Annotated in this window: 24 protein-coding genes; 12 read left to right on the top strand and 12 right to left on the bottom strand. The window is 70.6% G+C overall.

Annotation, left to right across the window (positions count from 1 at the left end; all coding sequences use genetic code 11):
* Positions 1-1,221, top strand: a complete 1,221-nt coding sequence (locus OWR29_RS06440) for an EAL and HDOD domain-containing protein (protein WP_267561583.1) — start codon at positions 1-3, stop codon at positions 1,219-1,221.
* Between the two features lie 475 nt (positions 1,222-1,696).
* A complete protein-coding gene (locus tag OWR29_RS06435; RefSeq protein WP_267561582.1) occupies positions 1,697-2,380 on the top strand; it encodes an SDR family NAD(P)-dependent oxidoreductase in 684 nt (227 codons plus the stop codon).
* A 423-nt stretch (positions 2,381-2,803) separates the two neighbouring features.
* Here OWR29_RS06435 and OWR29_RS06430 read toward each other — a convergent pair whose 3' ends face one another.
* Positions 2,804-3,964: an RNA polymerase sigma factor gene (locus tag OWR29_RS06430; protein ID WP_267561581.1), complete on the bottom strand. Its 1,161-nt coding sequence runs from the start codon at positions 3,962-3,964 to the stop codon at positions 2,804-2,806.
* 3 nt (positions 3,965-3,967) lie between these two features.
* On the bottom strand, positions 3,968-4,297 hold the full coding sequence (locus tag OWR29_RS06425; protein WP_267561580.1) for a YciI family protein: 330 nt from the start codon (positions 4,295-4,297) through the stop codon (positions 3,968-3,970).
* A 169-nt stretch (positions 4,298-4,466) separates the two neighbouring features.
* Here OWR29_RS06425 and OWR29_RS06420 point away from each other — a divergent pair, with 169 nt between their 5' ends.
* Entirely contained in the window at positions 4,467-5,303 is an 837-nt protein-coding gene (locus tag OWR29_RS06420) for a CPBP family intramembrane glutamic endopeptidase (protein WP_267561578.1), read from the top strand.
* Here the strand turns inward: OWR29_RS06420 and OWR29_RS06415 are convergent.
* On the bottom strand, positions 5,284-6,378 hold the full coding sequence (locus tag OWR29_RS06415; protein ID WP_267561577.1) for a LacI family DNA-binding transcriptional regulator: 1,095 nt from the start codon (positions 6,376-6,378) through the stop codon (positions 5,284-5,286). The two genes, OWR29_RS06420 and OWR29_RS06415, sit on opposite strands and share 20 nt — an antisense overlap.
* A gap of 88 nt (positions 6,379-6,466) precedes the next feature.
* Positions 6,467-7,501, bottom strand: a complete 1,035-nt coding sequence (locus tag OWR29_RS06410) for a HAMP domain-containing protein (protein WP_267561576.1) — start codon at positions 7,499-7,501, stop codon at positions 6,467-6,469.
* A gap of 174 nt (positions 7,502-7,675) precedes the next feature.
* Here OWR29_RS06410 and ahcY point away from each other — a divergent pair, with 174 nt between their 5' ends.
* The 6 genes from ahcY (at position 7,676) to OWR29_RS06380 (ending at position 14,664) form a co-directional block, all read left to right on the top strand.
* Positions 7,676-9,151 carry an adenosylhomocysteinase gene (gene ahcY, locus OWR29_RS06405; RefSeq protein ID WP_267561575.1) on the top strand — a complete coding sequence of 492 codons (1,476 nt, stop codon included), beginning with the start codon at positions 7,676-7,678 and terminating at the stop codon, positions 9,149-9,151.
* A gap of 58 nt (positions 9,152-9,209) precedes the next feature.
* Positions 9,210-10,859, top strand: a complete 1,650-nt coding sequence (locus OWR29_RS06400) for a Na+/H+ antiporter (RefSeq protein ID WP_267561574.1) — start codon at positions 9,210-9,212, stop codon at positions 10,857-10,859.
* A gap of 224 nt (positions 10,860-11,083) precedes the next feature.
* Positions 11,084-11,689 (top strand): TetR/AcrR family transcriptional regulator, encoded by a 606-nt coding sequence (locus tag OWR29_RS48000; protein ID WP_324291221.1) that lies wholly within the window; start codon positions 11,084-11,086, stop codon positions 11,687-11,689.
* Positions 11,686-12,579 (top strand): ABC transporter ATP-binding protein, encoded by an 894-nt coding sequence (locus OWR29_RS06390; protein ID WP_267561573.1) that lies wholly within the window; start codon positions 11,686-11,688, stop codon positions 12,577-12,579. Before OWR29_RS48000 ends, OWR29_RS06390 begins: the two co-directional genes overlap by 4 nt.
* On the top strand, positions 12,576-14,147 hold the full coding sequence (locus OWR29_RS06385) for an ABC transporter permease (protein ID WP_267561572.1): 1,572 nt from the start codon (positions 12,576-12,578) through the stop codon (positions 14,145-14,147). The genes OWR29_RS06390 and OWR29_RS06385 overlap by 4 nt, the downstream gene beginning before the upstream one ends.
* Before the next feature lie 34 nt (positions 14,148-14,181).
* Complete coding sequence (locus tag OWR29_RS06380) at positions 14,182-14,664, top strand: NUDIX hydrolase (RefSeq protein WP_267561571.1); 483 nt, start codon at positions 14,182-14,184, stop codon at positions 14,662-14,664.
* Here the strand turns inward: OWR29_RS06380 and OWR29_RS06375 are convergent.
* Positions 14,657-15,277 (bottom strand): NADPH-dependent F420 reductase, encoded by a 621-nt coding sequence (locus OWR29_RS06375; RefSeq protein WP_267561570.1) that lies wholly within the window; start codon positions 15,275-15,277, stop codon positions 14,657-14,659. The genes OWR29_RS06380 and OWR29_RS06375 overlap by 8 nt on opposite strands.
* A 147-nt stretch (positions 15,278-15,424) precedes the next feature.
* Here OWR29_RS06375 and OWR29_RS06370 point away from each other — a divergent pair, with 147 nt between their 5' ends.
* The 3 genes from OWR29_RS06370 (at position 15,425) to OWR29_RS06360 (ending at position 18,224) form a co-directional block, all read left to right on the top strand.
* Positions 15,425-16,318, top strand: coding sequence for a LysR family transcriptional regulator (locus tag OWR29_RS06370; RefSeq protein WP_267561568.1), 894 nt, complete (start codon positions 15,425-15,427; stop codon positions 16,316-16,318).
* A gap of 113 nt (positions 16,319-16,431) precedes the next feature.
* Complete coding sequence (locus OWR29_RS06365) at positions 16,432-17,547, top strand: hypothetical protein (RefSeq protein ID WP_267561567.1); 1,116 nt, start codon at positions 16,432-16,434, stop codon at positions 17,545-17,547.
* Positions 17,544-18,224: a LamG-like jellyroll fold domain-containing protein gene (locus tag OWR29_RS06360; RefSeq protein ID WP_267561566.1), complete on the top strand. Its 681-nt coding sequence runs from the start codon at positions 17,544-17,546 to the stop codon at positions 18,222-18,224. The genes OWR29_RS06365 and OWR29_RS06360 overlap by 4 nt, the downstream gene beginning before the upstream one ends.
* On the opposite strand, the gene OWR29_RS06355 is transcribed toward OWR29_RS06360, so the two are convergent.
* From OWR29_RS06355 to OWR29_RS06325, 7 genes are read right to left on the bottom strand one after another with little or no spacing between them, the layout of a single operon-like run.
* Positions 18,221-18,781: a DUF1707 SHOCT-like domain-containing protein gene (locus OWR29_RS06355; RefSeq protein ID WP_267561565.1), complete on the bottom strand. Its 561-nt coding sequence runs from the start codon at positions 18,779-18,781 to the stop codon at positions 18,221-18,223. The genes OWR29_RS06360 and OWR29_RS06355 overlap by 4 nt on opposite strands.
* Positions 18,782-18,791: 10 nt before the next feature.
* Complete coding sequence (locus tag OWR29_RS06350) at positions 18,792-19,583, bottom strand: SAM-dependent methyltransferase (RefSeq protein WP_267561564.1); 792 nt, start codon at positions 19,581-19,583, stop codon at positions 18,792-18,794.
* A gap of 9 nt (positions 19,584-19,592) precedes the next feature.
* Positions 19,593-20,480 carry an NmrA family NAD(P)-binding protein gene (locus OWR29_RS06345; RefSeq protein ID WP_267561563.1) on the bottom strand — a complete coding sequence of 296 codons (888 nt, stop codon included), beginning with the start codon at positions 20,478-20,480 and terminating at the stop codon, positions 19,593-19,595.
* Positions 20,481-20,501: 21 nt separating this feature from the next.
* A complete protein-coding gene (locus OWR29_RS06340; protein WP_267561562.1) occupies positions 20,502-21,917 on the bottom strand; it encodes an L-fucose/L-arabinose isomerase family protein in 1,416 nt (471 codons plus the stop codon).
* Positions 21,914-22,567 (bottom strand): LutC/YkgG family protein, encoded by a 654-nt coding sequence (locus tag OWR29_RS06335; RefSeq protein WP_267561561.1) that lies wholly within the window; start codon positions 22,565-22,567, stop codon positions 21,914-21,916. Before OWR29_RS06335 ends, OWR29_RS06340 begins: the two co-directional genes overlap by 4 nt.
* A complete protein-coding gene (locus tag OWR29_RS06330) occupies positions 22,564-23,991 on the bottom strand; it encodes a LutB/LldF family L-lactate oxidation iron-sulfur protein (protein WP_267561560.1) in 1,428 nt (475 codons plus the stop codon). Before OWR29_RS06330 ends, OWR29_RS06335 begins: the two co-directional genes overlap by 4 nt.
* Positions 23,988-24,725 carry a (Fe-S)-binding protein gene (locus OWR29_RS06325; RefSeq protein WP_267561559.1) on the bottom strand — a complete coding sequence of 246 codons (738 nt, stop codon included), beginning with the start codon at positions 24,723-24,725 and terminating at the stop codon, positions 23,988-23,990. Before OWR29_RS06325 ends, OWR29_RS06330 begins: the two co-directional genes overlap by 4 nt.

Below are 24,725 nucleotides of genomic sequence, written 5' to 3'. Positions count from 1 at the left end.
GTGAAACCATCGGAGGCAGGCGACGGCACCAAGCTCGTGCACGTCGGGCGCCAACCCATCTTCGATGCGCACGGTGACGTGGTCGCCTACGAACTGCTCTTCCGCGGCAGCATGGACGCGGTGGCGGCCGGCAGGCAGGACACGTACGCCACGAGCACCGTGATGATCAACGCGTTCACCGAGTTCGGCATCCGTGAAGTCGCCGGCGACCGGCTCTGCTTCATCAACCTCACCCGCGAATTCCTGGCCGGCGAGCTGCCCCTGCCCTTCGGCCCGGCCCAGGTGGTGCTGGAGGTGCTGGAGACGGTAGAGATGGACGATGAGGTGATCGCCGGGATCACGCGCCTGGCCGAAGCGGGCTACCGGATCGCGCTGGACGACTTCGTCTGGGGCTCCGGCCACGAGCAGCTGTTCGGCCTGGCCTCGTACGTCAAACTGGATCTTCTCGACGGCGATGCAAGCGTCCTCGACGAGGTGGTCGCGGCCGTCCGCCAATTCCCGAACATCCAGCTCGTGGCCGAGCGGCTCGAAACCGAGGAACAGCTCGCGCTGGCCGACCGCTACGGCATGGAACTGCGCCAGGGGTACGTGCTGAGCCAGCCCCAGGTGCTGACGGTGGCCAGCCTCTCGCCCTCCCGGCTACGCGGGCTTGAGCTCGTGACTGCGCTCAGCGCCCCCGAAACCGACATGCCCCGGATCGTGGCCATCATCGCCAGCGACCCGGCGCTGTCCCTGCGAGTGCTCAGGGCCAGCAACTCGGTCGCGGCGGGGCACGCCAACCGGGTGTCGTCGGTGCGGCAGGCAGTAGTGATGGTGGGGCTGAAGCACATCAGGCAGTGGGCGATGCTGATGGTGCTCGACGACGTGGGAGGGGCCACCGAGGAACACATGCTGGGCGTCCTGACCCGGGCCCGGCTGTGCGAAAACGTGGCCCAATGGTTCGGGGCGCAGCCTGACGCGGCGTTCATGTCGGGTGTGATCAGCGGGGTGGCCAAGGTGTTGGGCATCCCGTCGGCCGAGATGGCTGAACAGTTCCCGCTGGCGCCGGCTGTGGCTTCGGCCCTTACCGAAGGTGCGGGGAGGCTCGGTCAGGTGTTGCGGGCGGTCGACTCGTATGAACGTGGAGAGTTGGGGACTTACGACCTGGCGCCGCAGTACATGGACGCTGTGCGGTGGTCTACTCGTGCCCTCGACGCTTCTAATCGGCTGGCGGCTGCTTAGGTCCTGATGGTCGCGGTGGGACGGTTTGGGGGCGGGGGATGGCCCACTACGGGCGGTCAGGCTTGATCCCTGCGTGGACCATCCCCCGCCCCCAAACCTTGGCTTTCTTGCGGTCGGTTCTCAGGCGGCCGGTGGGCTCGCGGCCATAGGGCTAGCAGCCGGCGAACCCCCTACCGGCAGACTCACGGCCGACGGGCTCGGAGCCAGCGGACTTACAGCCGACGGACTCGCAGCGGACGGACTCACACCCCGCGAACTCACACCCGGCGGCGGACTCACAGCCAGCGGACTCGCGGCGGCGGCAGACTCACACCGGCGAAGTCGCGGTTGGCGGCGATCTCGCGGCTGGCGGAGGACTGACACTCGGCGAGCTCACGGTCGGCGGCGGGCTCGCGGCTGGGGCTTCGGGTGGCTGACTGGCTTTGGTTGGTTGCTTGGGTGGCGGCGGGGTGGGGTGTGGCTTAGCTTCGGGACCGTGGACGTCGCTGTGGTGACTGGGGCGGGTTCGGGGCTGGGGCGGCATCTTGCCGTGGGACTGGCTGCAGCGGGGGCCTATGTCGTCGCCGCTGATCTTGACTTGGCCGCCGCGTCGGAGACTGCTGATGAGGTCAAAGGCTTGGGCGTACGGTGTGACGTCACCGACCCGGCGGACGCGGAGCGCCTGATCGCAGTGGCTGTCGAAACCGGTGGGCCGCACTTGCTGGTCAACAACGCGGGTGGGTGGACGGCTGGGTCGCAGTTTCCGGTGGCGCCCGCTTCGGCCTGGGCGCACACGCTCGATCTCAATCTGCGCGCGCCGATGCATCTGACGCAGCTCGCTTTGGGGCCGATGGAACGGCTCGGCGGGGGTGCCGTCCTGAACATCGCCTCGTCGGCGGGGGCGGAGACCACGCCGTACGGGTCTCCCGAGTACGGGGCGGCCAAGGCGGGGCTGATCCGTTTCACTACCGCGCTGGGGGATCCGGCTCGGATCGGCGGCACGCGGGTGACTTGCCTGGTGCCGGGGTGGATCGGGCTTGACCGGGCCCACGCCGAGCTGGCCGCCATGTCACCCACCGAGCGGGCTGTGGCTGCGCCACTGATTCCACCCGCGCAGGTTGTCGCGGCGGCGCTGGATCTGCTCTCGTCCGGGGCGGGCGGCACGGTCATCGAGATCTGAGACTCAGCCGCGGTCGTCGGACGTGGTCGCGGCGGCGCTGGATCTGCTTTCGTCCGGGGCGGGCGGCAGGGTCGCCGAGGTCTGAGACTCAACTGCGAGCCGTCGGACGTTGTCGCGGCGGCGCTGGATCTGCTTTCGTCCGGGGCGGGCGGCACGGTCGTCGAGATTAAGGCTTAGCCGCGAGCCGTCGGACGTTGTCGCGGCGGCGTTGTGCGTCGTCGCGACGGCGTTGGACTCCTTTCTTCCGCGGTTGCCGAGACCTGAAGGCGGCTTCCTGTCTCGCAGCGACCCACCACCCAGCGCAAGCTGACCGAGGTTTGGGGGCGGGGGATGGTCCACGCAGGGATCAAGCCTGACCGCCCGTAGTGGGCCATCCCCCGCCCCCAAACCGTCCCACCGCAACCAGGCGTCAGGCCCCGGCGGCTAAGGCTGGAGTTCGGCGGCTCGGGTCAGGAGGGCTCGGCGTTCGGGGCCGTCGGTCGTGGCGGCGGCGGCTTCTCGGAAGAGGGTGGCTGCTCGTTGGTTGTCGCCGGCGCGGGCGGTCAGGTCGGCTTCGGCGGCGATGACCATGGGGTAGTCGTTTCTGATCTCTTGGGCCTGTTCGAGCAACTTCAGGCCTTGGGCGGGGCCGTGGGCGTAGCCGTGCGCGACGGCGCGGTTCAGGGCTATCACTGGGGTTGGCTGTATGCGAGCGAGCTCGTCGTACCAGAGTGCGATTGAGGGCCAGTCGGTGTCACTGGGGGTGCGGGCGGTGGCGTGACAGGCTGCTATGCGGGCCTGTAGGGCGTACGGGCCTTCGATGGGCGTACGGTGCAGAATTTGCACTGCCTCGGCGATCGCCGGGCGATCCCAGCAGTCGCGGTCCTGCTTGTCCAGGGGCACCAGGTCGCCGGACGCGTCTCGGCGGGCGTGGCGGCGCGAGTGCTGCAGCAGGAAAAGCGCCAGCAGGGACGACACCTCGGATTCGGCCGGCATCAGCGTGCCCAGCATGCGGGTCAGGCGGATCGCCTCGTCGGCCAGCACCGGCTCGCCGTCGTACCCGCGGTTGAACAGCAGATAAAGCACTGCCAGTACGCCGGTCAGGCGCTCGCCGAGGGCGTCGCCCTCGGGCACGCGGTACGGGATCCGCGCCGCCGCGATCTTGGACTTGGCCCGGGTGAGCCGGCGCGTCATCGTCGACTCGGTGACCAGGAAGGCGCGGGCGATGTCACTCGTCGAAAGGCCCGCCACCGTACGCAGGGTGAGCGCGACCCGAGCCTCCAGCGCCAGCGCCGGATGACAACAGGTGAAGATCAGCCGGAGCCGATCGTCCGGGGCCGGCGGCGCTTCGGTCATCGCGACCTCCCGCAGCTTGCGATCCTCCACCGCGGCCCGGCGCAGCACGTCGAGGGCCCGGTTCCGGGCGACCGTCATCAGCCAGCCGCCCGGATTGCCGGGAACTCCGTCGCGCGGCCACCGTTCGAGCGCGGTGGCCAGGGCGTCCTGTGCGCAGTCCTCGGCCAGGGTCCAGTCGCCGGTCACCCGGATCAGCGTGGCGACGATGCGCCCCCAGTGCTCACGGTGGGCGACGGCGACCGCGTCCATGGCTCAGAGATCCGCGTACGGCCGCAGCTCGACCCGGCCGCCGTGGGCCATCGGATGCGCGGCGGCGACGGCGATGGCCTCGTCGAGGTCGGCGCACTCCAGGATGTCGAAGCCGACGATCACCTCTTTGGTCTCGGTGAACGGCCCGTCGGTCAGCAACACCTCGCCGCCGCGCACCCGCACCGTGGTCGCGGCGCTGGGCGGAGCCAGCACGTTGCCCTCAAGCCGCCGCCCGGCCGCGTCGTTCTCGGCCACCCACACCTCGATGTCGGGCACGCGCGACTCGTCGGTCTCGGGCTCGGTGTCGGTGCAGACGAACATCATGTACTTCATCGTTGTCTCCCTGTCTCGTTCCGCATCTTCACCCACATGACGAACGCCGCCCACCCCGTCCGGACAGCCGGCCGCATCTTTTCTCGGCGCTTGACTGTGTTCCGGCAACCGGGGTTGGGATCCAGCGGTGAACCCTGATGACACGCGCCCCTTCGGGACGCACATCCGGATGGCGTGGTGGAAGTCGCTGATCGTCATCGCCGCGCTGCCGCTGACCCTTCTTCTGCTGCAGCTCGGGCTCTATCTGCTGGCCGGTCTGGTCGAGGACGGCGACCCGCTCGAGTCGACGCTCACCCCGCTCAAGCTGCTGGCGGCCAACATCAGCACCGGCCTGACGGCGCTGCTGGCCGTGGTGCTGGTCGCGCGGTTCGCGCGGGTGCCGTGGCACAGCGTCTTCAGCTCGCCCCGGCGCTTCGACCGGCGGCGTCTGGCGGTCACCTTCGCCGGCTCGGTCGTGATCGTCGGGGCCGGCACCGCCGCTGTGGCCGCCGTGGCGCCCGACGCGACGGGCTGGAAGGAGTTCGGCGTCAGCGGCACGACCGTGGCGTTGCTCGCCGTCGTGCTTCTCTCGACCCCGATCCAGTCGGCCGGCGAAGAGATCATGTTCCGGGGCGCCATGCTTCCGGCGGCGGGGTCGTGGTTCCGCGCGGTGCGGCCGGCCTTCCTCGCGGGGCTCGTGGTCTCGAGCCTCGCGTTCGCCCTCTCGCACGCGGCCGGTGATCCCTGGCTCATCGGCTACTACGTCTTCTTTTCGATTTGCACGGCCCTGATGGGGCTGGTCACTCGAGGCCTGGAGGCCGCGATGGCGTTCCACGTGGCCAACAACATGGTCGCGACCACCGTTAACGTGCTGCTGGCCGACGGCGGCTCGCTGGTCGTCGATCGCAGCGAGGGTGGGGGCGGCGGGGTGGCGCTGATCTTCCCGGCCCTGGCGAGCGCGGCGGTGCTGGTGTTCGTCTGGCTTCGCGAGCGGGCGCGCCGCGATCTCACGCCGGCGGCAGATTGAGCGGGGTGATTATTCGTACGCTGGACGAGGCCGAACGGATCGGGCCGGGCACCGCACCGAGCGCCTGCAAAATGGTCAGGCAGGCCGCACGCAAGTCGGAGCGCAGGTCGTGATGCAGGACGGCGGACAGGTGGCCGGCCCGCAGCAGGGCGGCGTTCTCGTCGTCCAGGCCGTGCGCCACGAAGGCGTCGCAGTTGCGCTGCCCGGCGGCGAACTGAGCGATCACCGCGGAGTTGTGGCCGGCCTCGGGAGTGTAGACGGCCCGGATCGCCGGGTTGGCGGCGAGTTCGCCGGCCAAGCGGGCCGGGTCGGTCGCCAGCAGGCGGCGGTTCGGGGAACGGGAGCTCAGTTCGGTCCGGAAGCCGGCCACCCGGTCGGCGGTGGCCGCCTCGGCCGGCCCGGTCGGACCGCGCGAGGGCCGCGCCCTTCCGGCGGCCGGCGTGGGCGGCCGCGCGCCCGGGGATCGAGCAGCCCACTCGAGCGCCGCGTCCGGGCCGGGCCCGGCGTCGCCGGCGGCGGGACAGGCAGGCGGCCGGACGACGACGAGGACGTCGCCGGCTCGGGCGGCCAGCCACTGATCCAGCAGGTAGGCGGCGGTGGCGCCGGCCTCGGCGTGGTCCGGCCCGACGTGGGCCACGCGCTTGCTGGTCGGCAGGTCGGTGTTGAGGGTGACGACCGGAATCGACAAGCGGCCGACGGCTTCGATCACTTCGGGTGACTCGGGCGCCTCGAGAATCAGGCCGTCGGAATGAGAACGCGCCACCTTGGTCAGCTCGGTCAGCGGGTCGGTGGCCGGGCGCAGCCGCGGGCGGATCACGGCGGGCCGCAAGGTGGGCAGTTCGGCCCGCAGGGCGGCGCCGGCCCGGGAGCGGTCGTGGACGATCAGGTCGACGGTGAAGGTGCGAGCCGGCAGGGGCGAGTTCGCGTGCCGGCGGTCGAGGGCGGCGATGGCCTGGTGAACGTCCCGGACTGTGCTTTCGCGGACGCCGCCTCGGTGGTGCAGGACGCGATCCACGGTGGCCTGGCTCAGACCGGCCTGGGCGGCGATCTCGCGGATCGGGTACGGATGCTTCACGCGGACCCCCACCTCCCCGTCCAGGATGAGGGGTTTTTGAGGGTCTATGGAAGAGCTTTGATGTGTGGTCAGCCCATCGCGGGACTGGTCACGCGTCACCGTCGAGCAGGGCGACCATGCGGCGGTGCTCGTCGGCCATCAGGGCCAGCAGCAGGTGGCGCTGGGTGGCCGGCATGTCGGGATTGTCCATCAGCTGGTCGAGCTGGGCGCCCAGGCCGGCCAGGCTCGGCCGCAGCTCGTCGGCCGCGGTCGAAACGGGAGCCGGCGGCGGCTCGACGGCAGCGGGAACAGGCGGCGGCTCGACGGGGGCGGGAGCCGGGGGCGGCTCGACCGGAGCGGGAGCGGGCGCCGGCGGCTCGACGGCCCGGATCTCTACCGTCGGCGCGGCGACGGCCGCCGATGGCGCGACGGCCTCCGACGAAGGCGAGAGCGGCGACGGCGCGGACGAGGACGCGGACGACGGCGACGGCGTAAGCCGGACGCCGTCCGGCTCGGGTGGCTCGTACGAACGGGCCCGCGCCAGCAGATCGTTGAGCGTCGTCGTCAGTTCGGCCACCTCGCGCGGGCTCTTCACCTCGGGCAGGTGCTGGTCCGGGTCGGCCGGGTCGAGATCGCGCGCCGCCGACAGCAGACGCTGGAAGGGGCGCAGGACGAGGCCGGTGGCGAACCAGACCCCGGCCGCGCTCAGCACGGCGGCGAGCAGCACCAGCAGATCCACGACCAGCACGTTATCGTCGTGCTGCTCCTCCAGGGCGTCCAGGCTGACCAGAATCTGCATCTGAGCCCCGGTCACCAAGGTCTGGGTCAGCGCCCGCCACTCGTCGTCACCGGAGCTGACCGTCGCGTAGCCGTCGCCCTCGGGCAGCGGGAAGCCGGCCGACGAGCCGACCTGCTTGAGCATCTCGCCGTTGCGGATCAGGCGGATCGCGAACGTGCCGTCCGTCGGCAGCGAGCCGTTCTTCGTCGCGGCCGCCTTCACCCGGTCGGCCCGGGCGGCCAGCAGCCGGTCGAGGTCGTCGCGGTCCCGGTGGTCGATGCGCACGACGATGACCAGGCCCGCGAGCGCGACCACGAGGGCGACGAGCGCGGTCACGGTGAGGGTGAGCTGAGTGCGGAGCCTCATGGCCGGGGCTTGATCCTCACGACGGTGGCGGGAAATAAGTCGGGCACTCGGGTTAAGGTATTACCTGCCCGCGTCGAGAGGCGCTGCGACGGAACCGGTTCGGCCGGTCTCCGCCACGCTCGGCCCGGGTTTCATGACCTCAAGGGCGCCTCCTGATGAGGGAGGAGCCCTCGCGTGAGCACAGATCTTGCCAAAAGCCGTCTGACCTCTGTCAACGGGGTCGAGTTCGCGGTCGCCGACCTTTCGCTGGCCGAGGCGGGCCGTCACCAGCTGCGCCTGGCCGAGCACGAGATGCCCGGTCTCATGTCGCTGCGCAGCGAGTTCGGCGAGAGCAAGCCGCTCGCCGGCGCCCGGATCGCCGGTTCGCTGCACATGACCGTGCAGACCGCCGTCCTGATCGAGACGTTGATCGCGCTCGGCGCCCAGGTGCGCTGGGTGTCCTGCAACATCTTCTCGACGCAGGACGAGGCGGCCGCCGCGGTCGTCGTCGGCCCCAACGGCACTGTCGACGCCCCCGCCGGTGTCCCGGTCTTCGCCTGGAAGGGCGAGACGCTGGAGGAGTACTGGTGGGCCACGATGCGCCTGTTCGACTTCGGCGACGGCCAGGGCCCGAACATGATCCTCGACGACGGCGGTGACGCCACCCTGCTCGTACACAAGGGCGTCGAGTTCGAGGCGGCCGGCGCGGTTCCGCAGGCCACCGAGGACGACAACCACGAGTACCGGATCATCCTCGAGACCCTGCGCGCCAGCCTGGCCGACGACCCGCAGCGGTTCACCCGCATCGCGGGCGAGATCCGCGGCGTGACCGAAGAGACGACCACCGGTGTGGCCCGGCTGTACAAGCTGGCCAAGGAGGGCACGCTGCTCTTCCCGGCGATCAACGTCAACGACGCGGTCACCAAGAGCAAGTTCGACAACAAGTACGGCATCCGGCACTCGCTGGTCGACGGCCTCAACCGGGCCACCGACGTGATGCTGGGCGGCAAGCTGGCCGTGGTCTGCGGCTACGGCGACGTCGGCAAGGGCTCGGCCGAGACGCTGCGCGGCCAGGGCGCCCGCGTCGTGGTGACCGAGGTCGACCCGATCTGCGCGCTGCAGGCGGCCATGGACGGCATGCAGGTCGTCCGTATCGAGGACGTCATCGGCGAAGCCGACATCTTCATCACCACCACCGGCGGCACCGACATCATCACGGCCGAGCACCTGGCCTCGATGAAGCACAACGCCATCGTCGGCAACGTCGGTCACTTCGACGACGAGATCGACATGGCCGGCCTGGCCAAGGTGCCCGGCATCGACAAGATCGAGATCAAGCCGCAGGTGCACGAGTGGCGGTTCCCCGACGGTCACTCGGTGATCGTGCTGTCCGAGGGGCGCCTGATGAACCTGGGCAACGCCACCGGCCACCCCAGCTTCGTGATGTCGAACTCCTTCACCAACCAGGTGATGGCGCAGATCGAGCTGTGGACCAAGCCGGGTGAGTACGTCAAGCAGGTGTTCGTCCTCCCGAAACACTTGGATGAGAAGGTGGCCAGGCTGCACCTCGACGCCCTCGGCGTACGCCTGACGACTCTCACCAAGAAGCAGGCGGAATACCTCGGCGTCGACATCGAGGGCCCGTACAAGCCCGAGCACTACCGCTACTGACAGCCGCTCTTTCCCCGCCCGGCCCGCATCGGCGGGGCGGGCGGGGAAAGATGGTTTTGTGCACGTCGAAGAAACGCTGCTCTTCATCCTGGCCGCCGTCGCGGTGATCATCGCCATGCGGTGGATCGCCGAGAAAACCGGACTGCCGGCCGCCGCCCTGCTGACCATCGCCGGCATCACGTACGCGGTCCTGCCCGGGCCGAACGTCGAGCTCGAACCCGAGCTGATCATGACGTACGTGATCCCGCCCCTGCTCTACAGCGCGGCGCTGGATTCGTCGCTGCTCGACATCCGGCGTCACCTGCGCACCGTCATCAGTCTCTCGGTGCTGCTGGTGCTGGCCACGGCACTGCTCATCGGGTTCGGCATCAGCTGGTGGGTGGGCGGCGCCACCCTCGCGGCCGGCATCGCGCTGGGTGCGGCCGTGGCCCCGCCCGACCCGGTGGCCGCGCTGGCCGTCGGTCGGCGGGCCGGACTGCCCGGCAAACTGATCACCCTGATCCAGGGTGAGGGCCTGCTCAACGACGCCACCGCGCTCACCATCCTCACGGTGGCGATCGCGGCCGCCGACGGCGACGGCTTCTCTTTCCCTTCGGCCACCCTCAAGTTCTTCGTCATGGCGATCGGCGGCGTGGTGGCCGGCATCGTGGTGGCGTACGCCGTCCGGTTCCTGCGGCCGTTCCGGAAAGACCCGCTGAGCTCGAACGCCCTGTCGCTGGCGACGCCGCTGGCGGCCTACGTGCTGGCCGAGTCGGTGCACGTCTCCGGTGTGCTCGCGGTGGTGATCGCCGGCCTGATCATCGGGCACGAGTCGTCGCGGCACAGCATCGCGGCCAGCCGGCTGCAGACCACCGCGGTCTGGCGGCTGGTTGACTTCCTGCTCGAGGGCCTGGTCTTCCTGCTCATCGGTCAGCAGCTGCCGACCGTGGTGGACGAGCTGAGCAACTACTCGACCTCGACCATCGTCATCGCGGTGGCGGTCACGGTCGGCGTGACGCTGATCCTGCGCCCGCTCTGGCTGATCCTCACCCAGCTGCTGCCGCGCTCGCTGCACATGCGGCTGGGCGGCGAGTCCGAGGTCGAGGGCGATGCCGAGGGCGGCACGCGGACACCCCGCGACCCCGAGAAGGCGCTCAGCGGACGCGAGGTGACGGCGCTGAGCTGGGCCGGCACCCGCGGCGTGATCAGCCTGGCCGCCATCTTCACGCTGCCCGCGTCGGTGCCGAACCGGGAACTGCTGCACTTCTGCGCCTTCGTGGTGGTGCTGGTGACCCTGCTCGGCCAGGGCCTGACCTTCGCGCCGCTGGTGCGCTGGCTGGGCCTGCGGGCGAACAAGACCGACGAGGCCCGCGAGCGCAACGAGGCCCGGTCGGCGTCGGTGCAGGCCGCACTGGACCGGCTCGACGACATCCAGGCCGAGAAGCACGACCACGTCGAGGACGTGGCCATCGAGCACATGCGCAAGCAGCTCGAGGTGCGCCTGGAGAGGTACCGCCGCCGCCTGGATCTGCTGGAGAAGGCCGATTCCGACGAGGTCCCGGCTTCACCGCAGTACGAGGCCGCTCTCATGGTCCGCCGCATGACCATCGAGGCCCAGCGCGAAGAACTCCTGCGCTGGCGCGACGCCGGCAACCTCAACGACGAAGGCCTGCGCATCCTCGAACGCGAGCTCGACCACGAGGAAAGACTCCTTCCTGACCGGAGTTGAGGAAGGCCAACTTCAACGTCAAGAGCAGGATGTCGTAGCTGGGTGGGGCGTACAGACCGTCGCTCCCGCCGAGGGCCCGGCCGGGCTGAGCAGGGCGCTGGCGCGCCCAGAACGCTCAACCCGACCGGGCGACGTGCGTAAGTGGGTGCGCTGAAACCGTAAATCCATCGATGTTGATCTCGCTTTGCCCTTTCCGCTACACAGACGTGTAGTAAGCTACACACGTGAGTAGCGATCTGACCGCCCGAGCTCGTATCCGTGACGCCGCGATTTTGCTGTTCGCGGAGCGTGGCATCGACGGCGCTACGATCCGCGACATCGCGCAAGCGGCCGACGTCTCTTCCGGCCTGCTGCGCCACCACTTCGGCTCCAAAGAGGGCCTGCGCGACGCCTGCGACGAGTGGGCGTTGAGCGAGCTGACCAAGATCGGCGGCCAGTTCACCGAGTTCAACACCCTCGACGGGCTCACTCCCCGCATCCAGCTGCTGCAGCGCTATCTGATCCGCTCCACCATGGACGGCTCGCCGACCGGCGCCGCCATGTTCGACCGCATGCTGGAATACGGGCACCAGTGGCTCGCCACCACCGATCTCAAGGTCGCCGATCCCGAGGCGTTCGTGGCGGTGGTCGCCGTCATGAAGATGTCGCTGTTCACGATGCGTGACCTCATGTCGCGTGCGCTGGGTAGCGATGTCACCGAGCCGGCCACGTGGGGTCGCATGCTGCAGGCGACCCTCGACCTGTTCTCCCAACCCCTCATCACTGAAGAGCAGGCCGCGCAGGCGCGCGCCGCTCTCGACCGGCTGTCGGCCGGAGAGGAAGCATCATGACCGAGGCCATCGACGCGACGGGGCTCGTCAAACGGTTCGGCAAGGTCACCGCCCTGGACGGGCTCGACCTGCATGTCGCGACCGGCGAGGTACACGGGTTCCTCGGTCCCAACGGGGCCGGCAAGACCACGGCCATCCGCATCCTGCTGGGCCTGATGCGGCACAACGGCGGCCGGGTCACCCTGCTCGGCGGCGACCCCTGGAGCGAGGCGACCGCCCTGCACAAGCGGCTCGCGTACGTGCCGGGCGACGTCACGCTGTGGCCCACGCTGACCGGCGGCGAGGTGATCGACCTGCTCGGGCGGCTCCGCGGTGGCCTCTCCGGGCAGCGCAAGGCGGAGTTGCTGGAGCGCTTCCAGCTCGACCCGCGCAAGAAGGGCCGCACCTACTCCAAGGGCAACCGGCAGAAGGTGGCGCTGATCGCGGCGCTGGCCTCCGATGTGGAGCTGCTGATCCTGGACGAGCCGACCTCCGGGCTCGACCCGCTCATGGAAGAAGTGTTCCGCCAGGTCATCCTGGAAGAGAAGCGGCGCGGCGACCGTACGGTGTTGCTGTCCAGCCACATCCTGGCCGAGGTCGAGGCGCTGTGCGACCGGCTGACGATCATCCGCGACGGGCGCACGGTCGAGACGGGCACGCTCACCGACATGCGCCACCTGACCCGTACGACAATTCAGGCCCAACTGGCCGGGCCGCCCGACGGCCTGGCCACGCTGACCGGCGTGCACGACTTCCAGCTCGACCACGACCGCGTCCGTTTCGACGTCGACACCGACGCGCTCGAGCCGGCCCTGCAAAAACTCGTGCAGGTCGGCGTGCGCAGCCTGGTCAGCCAGCCGCCCTCGCTGGAGGAGCTGTTCCTGCGGCAGTATCAGAGGGCCGACCGGTGACCGGCACCGGGAAGCTCATCCGGCTGATCCTGCGCCGCGACCGGAGCATTCTGCCGCTGTGGGCGGTGCTGCTCGGTCTGGTGCCGGCCGGTTACGTGGCCTCGTTCGAGGGGCTGTTCCCGACCGAGGCCGACCGGGTCGAATACGCGCAGGTCAGCGCGAGCAACGCCGGGTTCGTGACGCTCTACGGACCGCTGCACGGCTCGTCGCTGGGCGAGCTGGTGGCCTGGCGGGCCGGCTTCCTGCCGGTGCTGGTCGCGTTGTGTGCGCTGCTCACGGTCGTACGGCACACCCGCACCGACGAAGAGGTGGGCCGCACCGAGCTGATCGGGGCGGCGTCGATCGGCCGGCACGCGCCGCTGGCGGCCGCGCTGATCACCACGTGCGCCGCCAGCCTGCTGCTCGGGGCTGTGCTCACAGCGGCGATGCTCGGTCAGGGCATGCCGGCCGAGGGTTCGGTGGCGTTCGGGGCCGAGATGGCGTTGGCCGGCTGCGCGTTCGCCGGCGTCGGCGCGATCACCGCCCAGCTCACCAGCAGCGCCCGCAGTGCCCGCTCGATCGCCATCGTCGCGCTCGGAGTGTCCTTTGTGCTCCGCGTCGGCGGCGACGTCTCGGCCATCGGCGACGGCTCGCTCTCGTGGCTGTCCTGGCTGTCACCGCTCGGGTGGGTTCAACACCTTTTCCCGTACGGCGTGAACAACTGGTGGCCGGCGGTCCTCACCATCCTGTTCACCCTGGTGGCCGCATCAGTGGCAGCCGTCCTGCTCACCCGGCGCGACTTCGGGGCCGGGCTGCTGCCGGCCCGATTGGGTCCGGCCTCGGCGTCCTTCGGTTCGCCGTTCGCCCTGGCCTGGCGCCTGCACCGCGGCCTGCTGCTCGGCTGGACGGTCGGTTTCGCCCTGCTCGGCCTCATCTTCGGCGGGGTCGGCGGCAGCGTGGTCGACATCGCCTCCGACAACCAGGGCCTGAGCGACATCTTCGCCCGCCTGGGCGGCTCGGACGCCCTGGTCGACAGCTACTTCGCCGGTACGGCCGGGATAGTCGGCCTGATCGCCGCCTGCTACGCCGTCCAGGCCACCCTGCGCCTGCGCGACGAGGAGCAGACCGGCAACGCCGAGGCTGTGCTGAGCACGGCCGTCTCCCGCTACACCTGGGCCGGCACTCACCTGTTCTTCTCGTTGCTGGGCCCGGCCGTGGTGCTGACGGCGGCCGGAGTGGCCACCGCCCTGGCCTATCCCGCAGGCGACTTCGGCGCGATCCTGGCCGGCACGCTCGTGCAGCTCCCGGCCGTCTGGGTGCTGGCCGCGCTGGCCGTGCTCACGTTCGGCCTGCTCCCCCGCCTCTCCGCGGTGGCGTGGGCCGCACCGGCCGTGTGCCTGCTGATCCTGCTGGTCGGCCAGACCCTGCAACTCGACCAGTGGTTCCTCGACATCAGCCCCTTCACCCACGTCCCCCACCTACCGGGCGGCGAAGCCTCAGCCACTCCGCTGGTGACCCTGACGCTCATCGCGGCCGCGCTGACCGCGGTCGGCATCGCCGGCCTCCGAAGGCGCAACATCCCCGACTGACGAACCGGTTGCGCCGCCCGGCAAGGATGGCGGCGTGCCGATCCCCGACTTCGTCGTCGCCCTGCGGTCCAAGATCGGGCACGACCCGCTTCCCCTCCCCGGAGTGGTGGCGGTCGTGCTCGACAACCGCGACCGCGTCCTGCTGGTCCGCCGCTCCGACACCCACGAGTGGGCCCTCACCACCGGCTGCCTCGAGCCCGGCGAACAACCGGCCACCGGCGCCGCCCGCGAGGTCTGGGAAGAGACCGGCCTCCACGTCACCGTCGAACGCCTGCTGGCCGTCGAGGCCCTGCCCCTCTCCACCGCTCCCAACGGCGACCAGATTCACTGGCTCTGCATCGGCCTGCTGTGCCGCCCCACCGCCGGCGAAGCCCACGTCAACGACGACGAGTCGGTCGAGGTGGCCTGGTTCAACCCGGCCGAGGTGCCCGCCCTGCCCCCACACCAGGCGCGCTGCCTCGAACTCGCCCTCGCTGCCGACGCCCCGGCCTGGTTCGCCGAGCCGGAGCTCAGTTGAATTCGCTGACGCCCAGCGCGAAGTCCCAGTGGCCGACCCCGTTGTTCGCCAGGGCCACCGTGACCAGGCCCATTCCCTCCAGCCAGTGCGCCATGCGCAGGCCGCCGACGTCGCGCGGGCGCAGGCCCAGGCTTTCGACGAACGTTGCCACGCGCGCCTTGGCCGGCGCGTCGTCGCCGGCCAGGAAGACGTCGGGCCGGCCGTTCTCGAGCACGTTGCGGAAGATGGTGTTGAAAGCCTTCACCACGGCGGTGCCGGCCGGCGCGACCTTGGCGGCCTCCTGCGCGACGGACGTCTGATCGCCGTGGGCCAGCCCGTCGAAGGTGGCGTTGAACGGGTTGCTGATGTCGACGATGACCTTGCCCGCGAGCGCTTCCCCGAATTCGGCGACGACCGGAACGACACCGGCGTACAACAGGGCCAGAATGACGATGTCCCCGGCCGGGGCGGCGCCCCACGTGCCAGTGGTCGTGCCGCCGCCCAGCGCCTTGGCCAACTGGTCGGCTTTCGTCTGATCGCGTCCCATGACCTCGACGGTGTTGCCGCCCGCCACGGCGAGCGTGCCGATGGCCCGGGCCATGTTTCCGGTGCCGACAATGGTGATTCTGCTCATGAGATGCGTTTCTCTTTCTGCTTTGCTCCGCTGAATGAATGGCCATTCGGAATGAATAATTTCAGGCTGTCATTGACCCCGATAACTGTCCAAGACCTCTTTCAGCGGCGGTGATACCTTGGGGGCATCACTGGCCGGGGGACGCCGATGGACCTGGACCTGCGCAAACTGCGCTACTTCGTCGTCGTGGCAGACCGGCTGCACTTCGGCCGCGCCGCCGACGAGCTGCACATCGCGCAACCGGTGCTCAGCCGGCAGATCCGCGCGCTGGAACACGAACTCGGCACCGCCCTGTTCATCCGTGACCGCCGCAGCGTGGCGCTGACCGACGCGGGCCGCCAGCTGCTGGCCGACGCCGTCCCGTTGCTCGCCTCCGCGGATGCGGTTCGCCGGCGGACCGCCGCGGCCGCGCACGGCGGCCGGCGGCTGATGGTCGGCTTCCGCATCGGCATTCCGGTCACCCCGGCCGTGCGGGCCTTCGAGGCGCGGCACCCGGATGTGGTCGTGGACGTCCAGCGGATCGAAGGCGACGAGCAGGCCGCGATGCTGCTCGACGGCCGCATCGACGTCGGCTACGTGCGGCTGCCCGTCGACGAGTCCGGTCTGCGGGTCATCCCGCTGTACACCGAGCCGCAAGTCGTGGCGCTCCCCGCCGCCCACCGGTTCGCCGGCAAGGAGCGGATCGCCCAGGCCGACCTGGCCGGCGAGCCGCTGCTCCGGCCGGTCGGCTCGAGCCTGCAGCTCACCCGGCACCCGCACCCCGACGCCGGGTACGTCGTGCGCGGGGTGGACGAGACGCTGGAGCATGTCGCGGCCGGGCGGGGGATCTCGTTCCTGCCCCGCTCGGCGACCGTGTTCGCCGCGCATCCGGAGGTCAGTTTCGTGCCCGTCCCCGATCTGGCACCCGACCAGGTGTGCCTCGCGGTGGCCGCCTCGCCGGCCTCGCCCGTGGTCGAGGACTTCGTCGCCGCGGCCCAGGAGACGGCCGAGATCACGGCGGAATGCGGGGACTACGAGATGGGGCGGCTCGGCCGGCCCTAGTCGTCGTCGGGGGTGCAAAGGTTGCGGTAGTGGGCGGTTTCAGGACCGCCTGAGGCCTCACTGCCTGTGCCCGAAGCGCCGCATCCTTCTCTTGCGTGGCGCGTTGACACGGCGTGCGAATCCTTCAGCATGTCCGCCGCGCGGCCGTCGCCGCCGCCGTGGCCCTCGCGGTGGGTGTCACCGCACAGCCCGCGCTCGCGGTTGTCGGCTCGGCTGCGGACCGGTCGGGACCTTCCTTCAACGGGTCGGTCTACGCGATCGCGCACCGCGGCGACACGGTCTATGTCGGCGGCTCGTTCACGCGCATGACGATCGAGGGTCGCACGGTGACCCGCAACCGGCTGGCCGCCTACTCGGGTCGCACCGGTGAACTGCTCGACTGGGCGCCGTCGGCCGACGACACCGTACGCGCGCTGGCCGTCGTGCCGGGCCGGGTCTACGTGGGCGGCGACTTCGACGAGATCAACGGCGAGGAACGCAGCTCGCTGGCCAGTATCGACGCGGGCGACGCCGAGGTGGGGTCGTTCGATCACGGCATCGCCGGCAGTGTCCGCACACTGGCGACCGGTCACGGCCGGCTGTACGCGGGCGGCACCTTCAACCGGGTGGACGGCGAGCGGCGCGGCAATCTGGCCGCCTTCTCGCTGGAGGACGACGAGCTCGACGACACGTGGACCCCGCGGCCCGGCGGGGTGGTCAACGCGTTGGCCGTACGGGGAAATCGGGTTTATCTCGGCGGCAGCTTCCCGCGCCGGTTGTCGGCGGTCAACGCGACCAGCGGCCGGGACGACGCCGGCTTCCGCCCGGACGCGCCGGCCCTGGTGCACGCGATCGCGGTCGACGACTCCGGTGTCTACGCGGCGCTGGGCGGCGCGGGCGGACGAGCGGCGAAGTTCACGACGAGCGGCGCCCAGCGCTGGACCCGGGTCTTCGACGGCGACGCCCAGGCCATCGCCGTACTGGACGGTGTCGCTTACGTCGGTGGCCACTTCGACCGGGCCTGCGCGAACGGCGACGACGCCGACAACGGCGAGTGCCACGCCGGATCGGTGCGCCGGGTGAAGCTGGCCGCGGTGGAACGCGACGGCTCGCTCAGCGACTGGGCTCCGCAGGCGAACGGCGTGGCCGGCGTCCGCACTCTCGTGGTGAAGGGCGGCTCGGTGCTGGCCGGCGGCGACTTCACCACGATCGGAGGGCGGACCCAGCGGCGCTACGCCTCGTTCGGATGATGCGAGCGCTGCTGGCGGCCGCGCTGTTGGCCGCGGGCGCGACGGCGCCGGTCGACACGGTCCGCTACAACTTCGACGGGCCGGCCCCGCTGACCGACGTCTCCGGGCACGGGCACGACCTGAGCCCGGTCAGCCGCCACGGCGGCGCGTTCAAGCTGGTCACCCGGGACAAGGGGAAGGCCTTGGTCTTTCCGCCGCCGTGTCGGGCCGAACCGTGCCCGCGCATCGCGCTGCGGGCGCCCACGACGACCGACCTCAACCCCGGAGTGCGGCCGCTGCGGTACGGCGCCTCGGTGCGGCTCGCCGCCGACCAGACCACCAAGGGCGAGAACATCATGCAGAAGGGCTATTCGGCGAGCGGCAGCCAGTACAAGCTGCAGATCGACGGCCTGGCCGGGCGGCCGAGCTGCGTGCTGGTGGACGACCGCCGGCGCGAGATCCACGCCGCGATCAGCAGCGTCGGGGTGGCCGACGACCGCTGGCACACGCTGGAGTGCCGCCGCGACGGCGGCCGCCTGACCATCCTGGTCGACGGGGTGCCGCGCGGCCGGGCCACGTTGCCGGCCGACCTGTCGGTGAGCAACCGTCTGCCGTTCAGCATCGGCGGCAAGGGTTCCTACCCGGACAACGACCAGTTCCAGGGCATGCTGGACGAGGTCTGGGTCGGCATCGGCTAGCGGGGCAGCGCGTACGGCTTGGAGACGACCTCGACGTTGCTGAACCACGTGGTCACGTGCACCCGCACCTCGGGTGTGCCGGGCAGGCGAGGCACCGCGGCCAGGTGCAGGTTGCGCGACGAGAAGGCGACCGTGCCGGTCACGTCGACCTCGACGCCCTCGGGCACGATGATCTTCAGCTCGCCGAACGTGCAGGTGCCGGCGATCTCGATGACGTCCTGATCGGTCAGCACCTCGCGCAGGTCGAGCTCGGTCGAGCCGAACAGCGTGAACAGCTTGAGCCGGGGCTCGCGCAGCCGCCACCGGCCGCGGCGCTTGTTCTCGCTGAAGACGGTGACGACCTTGTCGACAGTGCGGGCCGAGCCCACGATCGGGGTCTGGGCCAGGCCCGCCGTGGCCTGGGCCAGCTCGTCGGAGCTGGAGGCGGCCCAGACCGCGCCGACCCGCACGCTGAACTCCTCGAGCGTGAGGCGGCCGTCGCCGCACGCCCGCTGCAGCAACTCGGCCGCCTGCTCCCGCTCGGGTTCGGACGGCGGCACCCGCATCGGTGTGGTCACGGCAGCGATCTTAGGGCTTGCGGGCGACTAAGCCGTAGACCGCGACCTCGGCCGCGGTCGGGCGCGGACCGGCTTCGCCCTCGGCCCGCCACTCGTTGACCGGCGCGATGCCCGGCTCGAGCAGGTCGAGCCCGTCGACCAACGAGCGCACCTCGTCGCGGGTGCGGGGCCAGGCGTCGATGGCGCCGCGGGTGGCCATGGCGGCGAACCGGGCGTGCGTCTCGGCGTCGGCATAGTCGCTGGTGCCATGGCTGAGCACGAGATAACTGCCGGCGGGCAACGCATCGAGCAGGGTGCGCACGATCCGGCGGGCCTCGTCGGTGTCGTCGATGAAGTGCAGCACGGCGATCAGCATGAGCGCGATGGGCCGGTCGAAATCCAGCACGTCCCGTACGGCCGGATCGGCCAGGATCTTCTCGGGCTCGCGAAGGTCAGCCTCGAGATACGCCGTACGGCCCTCAGGTGTGCTGGTGAGCAGGGCCCGGGCGTGGGCGAGCACCATCGGGTCGTTGTCGACGTAGACGACCCGGGCCTCACCGGCGAGGCGCTGGGCCACCTCATGGGTGTTGTCGGCCGTGGGCAGGCCGGTGCCGATGTCGAGGAACTGGCGGATGCCGGCCTCGGCGGTGAGGTGGGTGACCGCGCGGCGCAGGAAGCCGCGGTTCTCTCGTGCGGTGACGCGGATCGTGGGGAACACCGCGGCGATCTGGTCGCCCGACTCACGATCGACGGCGAAGTTGTCCTTGCCGCCGAGCCAGTAGTTGTAGCGGCGCGCGGAATGCACCCGGGTCTCATCCACCATCGCCGCAGCCTAGTCCTTTGTGGAGTTCTCCAGTGCCCCGCGCAGTGACCCGTAGGCGAACGAGGCCAGCGTGGTCGGTGTCGAGCTGCGGAAATCCCGGGGCTGCTCGGGCACGAAGTCGTCGGGGATGCCGGTCGACATCGCGGCGATGCCGGCCGCGGCCACCTCGCTGACCCCGGCGCCGATCAGGGCCTGCTGCAGTTGCTCGTCGGTGATCTGAACGGCCGACACCTCTCGCCCGAGCGCGGCGCCCAAAACAGAAGCGGCCTCGTCCCAGCTCAGGTCGGCCGGCCCGTGCACCGCCTCGACCGCGGAACCGGACCAGCCGGCCAGCAGCCGGGCCGCCGCCACCTCGCCGATGTCGCGCGGATCGACCCAGGGCATGCGCCGCGACGGCGGCGCCGTGGTGGTCAGCACGCCCTCGCGCAGACTGTCGAGCATGCCGAAGAGGTTGGTGAAGTAGTAGCCGCAGCGCAGCGTGAGCAGGTCGGTTCCGGTCGCGGCCAGCTGCTCCTCGTTGCGGGCGAGCCCGTCGATCAGCCCGGCGCCCTGCCGCAGTTCGGCGCCGACGCTGCTGATCTGCAGCACGCGGGCGATCCCGGCCGCGCGTACGGCGGCCGCGGCGTTCTCACCCATCGCCACCATGTCGTACAGCGGGTCGGGCACGTCGAACGCCTCGGGAGTGGCCCAGAACAGGGACTCGGCGCCCTTGAGCGCGTCCGTCAAGAAACCCTGGTCGAGCAGGTCGCCCTGGGCCACTTCGACCAGCGGCAGCACCTCGGCCGGCAGGCGGGCCGGGTCTCGGACGAGCACCCGGGGCCGCACGCCCGCCTGCACGAGCACCTGGACGACGCGGGAGCCGACATTTCCGGTTGGGGTGGTCACGGCAATAGTCATGCCACCCGTCACTACCCCGGATCAGACCTGGCGGAACTCGATACCGAGCAGACTGGCCGCCGCCTCGTAGTCGGCCGCGCGGTGCCCGAGCGAGAGTGACCAGTGGTGGCCGACGCCCGAAGCGCTCCAGTCGTCGACCCACTCGCCGGGGTCGCGGCCGAAGTCGACCCGGCTCGTGGTGTTGCCGATGGCCAGCAACGGACCATCGACCACGGTGCCCTCGCCGGCGATGAACGACAGCGAGCCGTCGCGGTCCTGGCCCAGGCCGAGCAGGGTCACCGGCCCCGGTCGCACGTCGAATTCGACGCTCACGCCCCAGCCCCGCTTGCCGTGATAGACGCCGAGCCCGCGCAGCAGCGGCTGCTTCGCGCTGACGGCCAGGTGGGCCGGCCCGTCGTGGCCCATCTCGACCACGTTGTCGGTGAAGTTCAGCGCCTGAATCTCACAGAAAGACCCGCCCGCCCCGGCGACCTGGGTGGCCAGCTGAGCCACGGTGGTCCGCAACTCGTATTCGCCGGTGGCCGGGATGCCGCGCGCGGTCAGCAGCGACGCGCCCAGGATCATGCCCGCGCCCAGCCGCTCGTGCTGCTCGCCGGCCAGCCCGCGGTGGTAGTAGGCCAGGCTGTCGAGGTCGAAGTCGTCGGCCAGCCGGTCCAGGCCCACCGAGACCCGGGCGCCCCACGCGAAGTCGTCCTCGTTCACCGAGTCGTCCAGCACGAAGATCTTGCGGGCCAGCTCCATCCGCTCGGCCACCTCGTCGTCGGTGACGGCCAGCGTGCGCTCACGCAAGTCGTCGAACTCGAGCACTTCGACGTGCGAGCCGAAGGTCGTGGGCAGCAGCGTCAGGTCGGTCGAGACGTCGAGCATGCCCGGGTAGAGGTGACCCATGAGTCCGTGCCGGGCCGTGCGCAAAGCCGCGCGTACGCGGGCCGCGGTGATCCACTGCGAGATGCGCGCCCACGCCGATTCCTGCCGCAGCCAGCCGGTGACCGACCGGAACGGGATGCCGGCCCGCCGGAACAGGTTGCCGACCTCGGGCACCGGGCACTGCCCGCAATAGGCCAGCCAGGCGCCGGTCTCGAAGGTGGCGTGGTCCATCTTCTCGGTCGGCTGCAGATCGATGACCAGTACGGGGCTGTTCGCGCGCTGGGCGATCGGCAGCACCATCGACGAGGTCAGATAGGTGGTCAGGAACAGCACGATCAGGTCGCAGTCGGCCTGGCGCAGCTTCTCGGCGGCGGCCGCCCCCTCCTGCGCGTCCGAGATGAACCCGACGTCGGTGACCTCGGCGTCCATCTCCTGGAAGCGCTCGGAGACGTAGCGGGCGGACTCCTCGAGCTGCGGGAGCAGGTGCGGGAACTGCGGCCAGTACGTGCCGAGCCCGCCCGCCACGAGTCCGATGCGGATCTTCCGGCGTGGTTTCGGAGTGAGGATCATGCTGCCTCCTGGAGGATGACGTGCAGGTTGCGGGGGCCGTGCACCCCCTCGACCCGGTTGAGCTCGATGTCGCTGGTCGCGGACGGGCCGCTGATCCAGGTCAGCGGGCGTGCGGGGTCGAGCCGGGCCACGGCCTCGGGCACCGAGGCGACCACCTGCTCCGGGCGCAGCACGCAGATGTGCAGGTCGGGCAGGAGCGAGAGGATGCGCCGGCCCTGGTCGGGCGAGGCGTCGAGCACGATCGTGCCGGTCTCGGCGATCGCGACCGCGGCGGCGGTGAGCACGCCGTCGGCCGCGGCGATTTCGGCGGCCGAGAGACCGTGGTCCACTCGGGTCTGTTCGGCCGGCATCCACTCCGGGGGCAGTCCGGGCGGAACAACAAGAGTGCCGTCGCCGATGATTTCCCGCGCTATAACAGAAATGTCCGACCCGCGATGCACGACCGCCTTGTAGTCGACCAGCCGCTCGACCAGCAGGTCGAGATCAACGGGAGCCGGGCCGCGGCGATAGTCGCGCGGGATGTCCACGGCCGCGGAACGCGAGAGCCCCGGCGCGGAGGAGGCTCGGGTGTCCGGCACGGAAGACGGCTGGGTGTCCGGTGCCGACAATGCCTCGCGGATCCGGCCCAGGACCAGATCTCGGCTACTCATCGTCCCCGCCACCAATCGCGGAACGACTCCTCCGGCGGCGCCGGCAGGTCACGGCTGGCCGCCCACCCGTTGAGCGGCGGCGGCAACCCTTTCCCTCGACGGCCCACCAGCTTCGCCAACTTAAAGGCCCGCTGCGCGCGTTGATAGAGCCGGGGCCGGTCCATCGTGTACGCCGCCGCGGCCATCGCCGCCTTTTCCGTACGCGGGTGCGGCGCCTGATTCCGCAGGTGCACCAGGATCGACGGGATGTCGATCTTCACCGGGCAGGCGTCGAAGCATGCCCCGCACAGCGACGACGCGTACGGCAGCGAGGCGTTGTCCTCGACCCCGGTCAGCTGCGGCGACAGCACTGCCCCGATCGGCCCCGGATAGACCGACCCGTACGCGTGCCCACCCGTACGCTCATAGACCGGGCACACGTTGAGGCAGGCCGAGCACCGGATGCAGTGCAGCGCCGAACGCCCCACCTCGTCGGCCAGAACGGCCGTCCGCCCGTTGTCGAGCAGCACCAGGTGGAAGTTCTGCGGCCCGTCCCCCGGCGTCACACCGGTCCACATCGAGGTATACGGGTTCATCCGCTCCCCGGTCGACGCGCGCGGCAGCAACTGCAGGAACACCTCGAGGTCTTGCCACGCGGGCACCACCTTCTCGATGCCCATCACCGTGATCAGCGTGTCCGGCAGGGTCAGGCACATGCGGCCGTTGCCCTCCGACTCGACCACGGCCAGCGTCCCGGTCTCGGCGATCCCGAAGTTCGCCCCCGACACCGCCACCTTCGTCGACAGGAACGTCTCGCGCAGATAGCGCCGCGCGGCCGCCGCCAGTTCGGGCGGGTTGTCGGTCAGATCCGGGTCCACGCCCGGCATCTCGCGCAGGAAGATCTCGCGGATCTCGGCCCGGTTGCGGTGGATGGCCGGCACCAGGATGTGCGACGGCTTGTCGTGGCCCAGTTGCACGATCAGTTCGGCCAGGTCGGTCTCGACGGGCTCGATCCCGGCCGCTTCCAGCGCCTCGTTGAGCCCGATCTCCTGGGTCGCCATCGACTTGATCTTGATGACCCGCTGTTCGCCGGTCTCGCGAATCAGGCCGGTGACGATCCGGTTGGCCTCCTCGGCGTCGGCCGCCCAGTGCACGACCCCGCCCGCGGCCGTCACCTTCTCTTCGAGCTGTTCCAGCAGGCGGGGCAAATTCGCCATGGTGTACGTCTTGAGAGCCGACCCGGCCGACCGGAGCTCCTGCCAGTCGGGCACCTCGGCGATGACCCGGCCCGACTTGCCGCGGATGGTCGTCGTGGCGTGTTGCAGGTTGCGGCGCAGCTGCTGGTTGGCCAGCGCCGTGCGGGCCGCGGCGGGGAACGGCTCGTCGCCGCGCAGATTCCCCACCCCGCGAGGCGCGTGGGCCGGCATGCCGAGGAAGGTGCTCATGCGGCCACCGCTGTGGAAGCCAGGATCTCGGCGAGGTGAACCGTCCGCACGCCGGCCCGCGAACGCGAGAGCCCGCCGCCGATGTGCATGAGGCACGAGGCGTCGCCCGCCGTGCAGACGTCGGCCCCGGTCTCGAGCACGTGCCGCATCTTGTCGGCCAGCATCGCGCTCGACGTGTCCGCGTTCTTCACCGCGAACGTGCCGCCGAAGCCGCAGCACTGCTCGGCCGCGGGCAGTTCGACCAGGTCGAGGCCGCGCACGTTCCGCAGCAGCCGCAGCGGCCGGTCGCCCACCCGCAGCACGCGCAGCGAGTGGCAGGTCGGGTGGTACGTGACGCGGTGCGGGTAATACGCGCCGACATCCTCCACGCCGAGCACGTCGATCAGCAGCTCGGAGAGCTCGTACGTGCGCCCCGCGACCGCCTCGGCCGCGGTGGCCAGCCCCTCGTCGCCGGCCTGCCGCGCCACCATCGCGTGCTGGTGCCGGATCGAGCCGACACAGCTGCCCGAGGGCGCCACCACCACGTCGCACGGCTCGAAGGTGCGCACGTAACGACGTACGAGGGGAAGGGCTTGACTTTGATAGCCGGTGTTGACGTGCATCTGGCCGCAGCAGGTCTGCTCGAGCGGGAAGACGACCTCGTGGCCGAGCCGTTCGAGCAGCTGGACGGTCGCCTTGGCCGCGGCCGGGAACATCGTGTCGGCCAGGCAGGTCGCGAACAGGGCTATCCGCAT

It is taken from the genome of Paractinoplanes pyxinae (assembly GCF_026626335.1).
Taxonomy (GTDB): domain Bacteria; phylum Actinomycetota; class Actinomycetes; order Mycobacteriales; family Micromonosporaceae; genus Actinoplanes; species Actinoplanes pyxinae.
This window is presented reverse-complemented; position numbering and strand designations above follow the sequence as displayed.